The organism is Enterococcus gallinarum NBRC 100675 (assembly GCF_001544275.1).
Lineage (GTDB): Bacteria > Bacillota > Bacilli > Lactobacillales > Enterococcaceae > Enterococcus_D > Enterococcus_D gallinarum.
In genome coordinates, this window is the sequence record NZ_BCQE01000004.1 from 211,787 (window position 1) to 218,096 (window position 6,310).

Annotated in this window: 5 protein-coding genes; 1 reads left to right on the forward strand and 4 read right to left on the reverse strand. The window is 41.0% G+C overall.

What is annotated here, in order from left to right:
• The 4 genes from EG2_RS03220 to trxB form a co-directional block, all read right to left on the reverse strand.
• On the reverse strand, positions 1–1,236 hold the full coding sequence (locus tag EG2_RS03220; protein WP_060813426.1) for a homoserine dehydrogenase: 1,236 nt from the start codon (positions 1,234–1,236) through the stop codon (positions 1–3).
• Positions 1,237–1,352: 116 nt separating this feature from the next.
• The gene (locus tag EG2_RS03225; RefSeq protein WP_060813428.1) at positions 1,353–1,646 is read right to left on the reverse strand and encodes an ArsR/SmtB family transcription factor; all 294 of its coding nucleotides are present in this window, start codon (positions 1,644–1,646) and stop codon (positions 1,353–1,355) included.
• 229 nt (positions 1,647–1,875) lie between these two features.
• The gene (locus EG2_RS03230) at positions 1,876–3,603 is read right to left on the reverse strand and encodes a phospho-sugar mutase (RefSeq protein ID WP_060813430.1); all 1,728 of its coding nucleotides are present in this window, start codon (positions 3,601–3,603) and stop codon (positions 1,876–1,878) included.
• Positions 3,604–3,749: 146 nt separating this feature from the next.
• Positions 3,750–4,682, reverse strand: a complete 933-nt coding sequence (gene trxB / locus EG2_RS03235; RefSeq protein WP_060813432.1) for a thioredoxin-disulfide reductase — start codon at positions 4,680–4,682, stop codon at positions 3,750–3,752.
• A 186-nt stretch (positions 4,683–4,868) separates the two neighbouring features.
• Between trxB and EG2_RS03240 the strand changes: the two genes are divergently transcribed.
• Positions 4,869–6,254 carry an MATE family efflux transporter gene (locus tag EG2_RS03240; protein ID WP_060813433.1) on the forward strand — a complete coding sequence of 462 codons (1,386 nt, stop codon included), beginning with the start codon at positions 4,869–4,871 and terminating at the stop codon, positions 6,252–6,254.
• Positions 6,255–6,310 lie beyond the last annotated feature (56 nt).

Here is a 6,310-nt window from a genome sequence, read left to right on the forward strand (position 1 = left end):
CTACTCCTCCATTACTTTCATGATTTGGCTAATTCGACCATCTTCAAAAATCGATAATGCTGCTGTTAATTCCGAGGGACTCAACGGCTTCGTCAAAAATGCTTTCTTTTCCAAGATAGATTCTTGGTCGATCCAGTCTAATGTCTGTTGCTGCGCTGATAATGGTTCAGTCAGCGCAATGTAATAACGTTGACGAAGCTCATCTGGTACTGCAATCTGAGTCGGCTGTTCAAAGGTTAGAAATGATTCAGTGATCCCAGCAGATTTATTTTTAGCGATCTCCGTCACATCTGCCAGCACACTCGTCGCAGTAGGACGAGCCCCCGCTCCAGGTCCGTAAAGCATGGAACGATCGATGCCTGTACTTTCGATATACACGCCATTAAACTCATATTTGATTGAGGCTAACGGATGGGACTTAGGGACAAGAACTGGACCAACAGAAACAGCGACATGATTTTTTGGTGTCTTTTGTGCCGTACCAATAAGTTTCACTTCATACCCTAGTTGTTGGGCATAAACGATGTCTTCAATTGCTAATCCACGAATGCCGCCGATAGAAATATCTTTCATCTCGATCGTCATACCAAATGCAAATTTTGTCAAGAGGACCATCTTATAAGCTGCATCAATACCGTCCACATCATTGATCGGGTCCGATTCTGCAAATCCTTTTGCCTGTGCTTCAGCTAGAACTTCCTCATAACTTAAGTTATCTGTTAACATTTTTGTCAGCATATAATTCGTCGTACCATTAACGATGCCAGAAATCGAAGTAATCGTATCGGGCAAATAATGCGTGCTTAATGTTCGCAAGATAGGAATCCCGCCCCCCACGCTGGCTTCATAATACAATGCAACTCCGGCTTTTTTAGCAGCAGCAGTCAGTTCTGGACCATGAGTCGCCAAGAGATCTTTATTGGCGGTTACAACATGTTTCTTGTGAGCTAACGCACCAAGAATAAAATCCTTCGCAGGATCGATCTTGCCAATCAATTCCACAATGACATCGATGGACTCATCCTGATAGATTTCCTGAATATCACTAGTCAGTTCAAACCCATATTTTTGGGCAATTGCGCTTTTATCATCATAAGGAGAGGCCAATGCTTTCGTAATAAAAATCTCGACACCAGTTCGGGCTGCGATTGCCTCTCTTTGTTCCGCTAATAATTGGCAGACTCCAGTGCCTACGACACCCATTCCTAGTAGTCCTATATTTAATTGCTCTTTCATATAGCCTCCTTACCGAAAACGTTATTAAAAAATCGTTCATCCATTTTTAATTTTCTACTAGCATACCAAAAAGCATAAGAAAAAACTAGGACTTTCGAGAAATTCTCGTCCTAGTTTCAGCGGTGATGGATATGAGCGAATGTTTTTTGTAAGATGTCGACTACGTGCTTGTCATCTAAACTATATAAAATTGTCTTTCCTTGTCGTTCCGATTTTACGATCCGATTATCTTTCAATAGTTTCAATTGATGAGAGACCGCAGATTGTTCCATCATCACTTGCTCTGCGATCGAAGTTACATTACGTTCTCCTTCTTCTAAAGAAAGCAATATCTTCAAACGTGTAGGATCACCAAGCATTTTAAACATTTGAGTGACTTTTTGGATATCTTCTTGATTTGGTTGAGTCATGCTGGTCTTCCTTTCTCGATGGTGAATAGAATTCTAGCTGGTTCAAGCATTCTTTGTCAAGCCCATTGAAAACAAGGCGGCAAAATAAATGCATGATCCAACCAAATACCTGGAAAAGAAGCAGCACATTTTCCTATAATAAGTTCTCCAAGAAGAACTGAATATCAGCAAAATAATCTATCTGCTTCTCATCCAAGTATTTGAAAAGGATCTAGCTCTTGTTTATAGCTTAAGCTTCTGTAATTTCATTAATGGCAGCTTCAAGTTCAGCAATTTTATTTGCTGCATCTTCAGAAGAGTTTCCTTTGACACCAATGTAAAATTTGATTTTTGGTTCAGTTCCAGAAGGACGAACCGCAATCCAGCTCTCATCTTCAAGAGTATATTTCAATACATCTGACGGTGGTGTAGTCATTTTTTGCATGTGACCATCTAAACCGACTCTTGTCAATTCTTTGAAATCTTCCGTTTGAACGACTGGTATACCCGCGAAAACTGATGGTGCTTTTTCTCGGAATGTTTTCATCAATGCAGTGATTTTGGCTGCACCTTCCATACCGCTCATCGTAACAGAAATCGTTTTTTCGGCATAATACCCATATTCTTCAAAGATATCTTGCAATCCATCATAAAGTGTTTTGTCCGATTGTTTATAAAAAGCAGCAACTTCAGCCAACAAGACAAGTGCTTGGATCGCATCTTTATCTCTCACAAAAGGTTTTACCAAGTAACCGTAACTTTCTTCAAAACCAAACATGAACGTATGGGAATGATCCGTTTCATACTGTTGGATTTTTTCGGCAATGAATTTGAAGCCAGTCAATACATTGACCATTTCAACGTCGTAAGACTGGGCAATCGCTGTTGGCAATTCACTAGAAACGATCGATTTTAGGACTGCTGCATTTTCCGGTAGTGTGCCGGCATTCTTGTGGGCTTCTAGAATGTAGCGGATCATCAATGCGCCTAATTGATTTCCTGTCAATACTTGATAATTTCCATTAGGCATCCGGACTGCAGCGCCCAAGCGATCCGCATCTGGATCAGTTGCAATCAACAAGTCTGCGCCTTCTTTTTCTCCCAGAGCAATCGCATATTCAAAGGCAGAATGTTCTTCTGGATTCGGTGACTTGACTGTACTGAAGTTTGGATCTGCAACAGCTTGTGAAGGTTCAATAATAAATTGCTCAAACCCTGCTTGTTTCAAAGCTTTTTCACCAAGCATCCGACCTGTTCCGTGTAATGGTGTGTAAACTAATTTAAGATTTTTCCCTGTTGTCTCGATTAATTTTTGATCGATTGTCACTGTTTTGACTTCTTTTAGATACGCAGTATCGACTTCTTCGCCGATAATCGTGATTAATCCACTATGCTTTGCTTCTTCTTCTGATAAAACTGGAATTTCTAATGGATTTTCAATTTCTCGAACAAAAGCTGTCAAGGCGTCCGCATCTGCTGGAGGCATTTGTCCACCATCTTCGCCGTATACTTTGTATCCATTATAAGCTGCCGGATTGTGAGATGCTGTAATCATGATTCCAGTGAACGTATGCAGATAACGTACCGCAAAAGATAATTCAGGGGTTGGACGTAAGCTTTCAAATACAAAGGCCGGAATATCGTGTTTTGCTAATGTCTTGGCTGCTTCCATCGCAAATTCTGGTGAAAAATGACGAGAATCATAAGCGATTGCGACACCGCGGCGACGGGTTTCTGGATCTTGTGTATCCATGAAGCGCGCCAATCCCTCAGTCGCTTGACGAACCGTATAGATATTCATGCGGTTGATCCCAGGTCCTAAGATCCCTCGCATCCCAGCAGTACCAAATTCAAGCGGCATATAAAAAGCATCTTGCAACATTTCTGGATCTTTCTCCAGTTCTGTCAACTGATCCTTCAACCCTGCTTCTAATTGTTGATGATTTTTCCATTGCTCATAAATTTGTTCCCATCCCATACAAAAACCACTCCTTCTAACTTTAAAATGACTATAATTTTAGTATAACACTACTTCTGTTTTTCTCAAAGAATAACCAAACGAAAATGCAAACGCACTGCTATCAAAAACGAATAACGTTTTATAAATAACAGTGCGTTCGATAATTATTTAACTGCTTGCTGGTCTTTTTGTGTTTCTATAAAATCAAATACTTGTTGACCAGCGATACTGCCGTCCCCGACTGCTGTAGTGATTTGTCGTAAGCCTTTTTCACGAACATCCCCTACCGCATAAACGCCTGGCATAGTTGTTTCCATCATTTCATTGGTTGGGATCCAACCTGTTTCATTTGTGAGTCCACTAGCTTTGAATGGTTCAGTCAATGGATCCAGTCCAACGTAGATAAAGACACCACCGGCCGCTTCTTCCGTTACTTCATTTGTTTTGACATTTCGCACTTGAACACCAGTTACGACCATGTCGTTGCCTTTGATTTCTTCCACGACAGAATCCCAAATAAATGAGATCTTTTCATTGGCAAATGCTCGTTCTTGGATGATCTTTTGCGCACGTAGCTCATCCCGACGGTGGACAATCGTTACTTCTGAAGCAAATTGTGTTAAGTAGATCGCTTCTTCGACTGCAGAATCTCCACCACCAACTACGATCAACCGTTTGTTGCGGAAAAAGGCGCCATCACAAACTGCACAATATGAAACTCCGCGTCCAGCGAATTCTTCCTCGCCTTTGACTCCTAATTTTCTATGTACACAGCCTGTTGCAATGATCACAGTTTTCCCTTGATAATTCTTGTCTTCTGTGCAGACTTCCTTGTACTCTCCATGATCCGTGATCCCCTGAACGATACCATAGGCATTCTCAACACCAAAGCGGATGGCACTTTCATACATTTTAATAGCAAGTTCTGGGCCTAAGATCGAATCGAAACCAGGATAATTTTCAACCTCAGCAGTATTATTCATTTGACCGCCAGGAGCTCCCCGCTCAATCATCAGAACAGATAAATTTGACCGTGACGCATACAGCGCTGCTGTCATGCCGGCAGGTCCAGCGCCGATAATAATTACATCATACATAATTGTTCCCTCCATTTTCGACTACCCATACTTTACTTTCAAAAAGAATTTCTGTCGAATGTTCTGCTTACAAAAAATAATAAGATATTCCCGTTTTTTTCTCTGAAAATTACATTGACTTTCTTTTCATTTTTTGTAAAATTTTCACGATACATCTATTATATAGAAAACGGGGAGTCCTTACAATTGAATAAGAAAAAACTTTTGAAAAGATCTGATCGGGAACTATTGTTTCTTAGCTGGCCGATTTTTGTTGAACTATTTTTACGTGTGATTATTGGGAATGTCAATGTATGGATGATTTCCCATTATTCTGAACCAGCAGTCGCTGCCGTCAGCGCAGCAAATCAATTGCTGAATCTGACCGTCTTTATTTATGGTTTCATCACTGTCGGTACGCAAATCATTATTGCTCAACTAATTGGTGCGAAGCAGCGGGATAAAATCCCTACTGTGATCAATACAGCACTTTTTGGTTCTCTATTTTTAGGTATTTTGATCAGCTTGATGTTTATTTTTGGCTCTGATCAATTGCTGCATTTTATGGGATTAGAAGAAGCATTGGTTGATTTGGGTCGCGGCTACCTACAAGTATATGGCGGCAGCCTGTTTATTTCTTCGCTGACAGCTGTCATTATCGCGGTCATGCGTAGCCACAGCTTTACGAAGCCAGCTTTGCTTGTACCGATGTTTGCCAGTATCCTAGCTGTTATTGGTAACTACTTTGTACTTTACAGTCCTTTTGGCTTACCTAATTTCGGTGTAACAGGACTAGCTTTCTCCAGTGTCTTCGGCAATACGATTGGCTTGATCGTTGCGGCATTTTTACTGAAAAAACACGTTGGTTTTTCTGTTCTTTCTGCCCGATTGAAGCATTTATCATGGGATGTAATGAAAAATGTCTTAACCTATGGCCTACCTTCCTCAGGAGAATCTTTGTCTTATCAAGGGGCACAAGTGGTGGTAACGATGATCGTTGCGCAATTAGGTTCGAGCGTGCTGATTGCTAAGTCTTATGTTACAGCGATCACTCAGTTTGTGTATTTGATCGCCTCGGCGTTAAGTCAGGGAAATCAAATCATGATTGGTCGTCATGTAGGCGCAGGAGAATTTGAGCGAGCACAAAAACGGGGCATGCGCACAATGATTATTGGCATCATCGCTTCTGTTACAATTTGTTTATTGACTTATCTCTTTATCGAACCGATTATGGGAATCTTTACTACCAATGCTGAAGTCATCTCAATCGCTAAAGGCGTATTTCTCGTTGAAATCGTCCTAGAGACAGCACGTGCGGTCAATATGATCCTAGTGGGCTCTTTAAATGCCAGCGGGGATGTTAAATTCCCATTATTCTGCAGTTTGATCGTTCTTTGGGTCATCAGCTTACCGTTCTCGTACTCTTTGGCCATCGTCTTTAAATTTGGCTTGATTGGTGTCTGGATCGCCTACGCAATTGATGAAGCATTGCGGAGTATATTAATGATCTATCGTTGGCATTCCGGTGTGTGGAAAACCAAATCGGTAGTCCATGGAAAAGAAATCGAAGGCGAAGTCGCTTCAGAAATCTAATGACTTGCTAATAAGGTCATCTTTTCTACCAATTTAGACAATCGAATGTCAAAGCG

Excerpts from the sequence above, each read along its gene's own strand:
- trxB (WP_060813432.1), bottom strand. The coding sequence starts at position 4,682 with ATGTATGATGTAATTATTATCGGCGCTGGACCTGCCGGCATGACAGCA.
- EG2_RS03220 (WP_060813426.1), bottom strand. The coding sequence starts at position 1,236 with ATGAAAGAGCAATTAAATATAGGACTACTAGGAATGGGTGTCGTAGGC.
- EG2_RS03225 (WP_060813428.1), bottom strand. The coding sequence starts at position 1,646 with ATGACTCAACCAAATCAAGAAGATATCCAAAAAGTCACTCAAATGTTT.
- EG2_RS03230 (WP_060813430.1), bottom strand. The coding sequence starts at position 3,603 with ATGGGATGGGAACAAATTTATGAGCAATGGAAAAATCATCAACAATTA.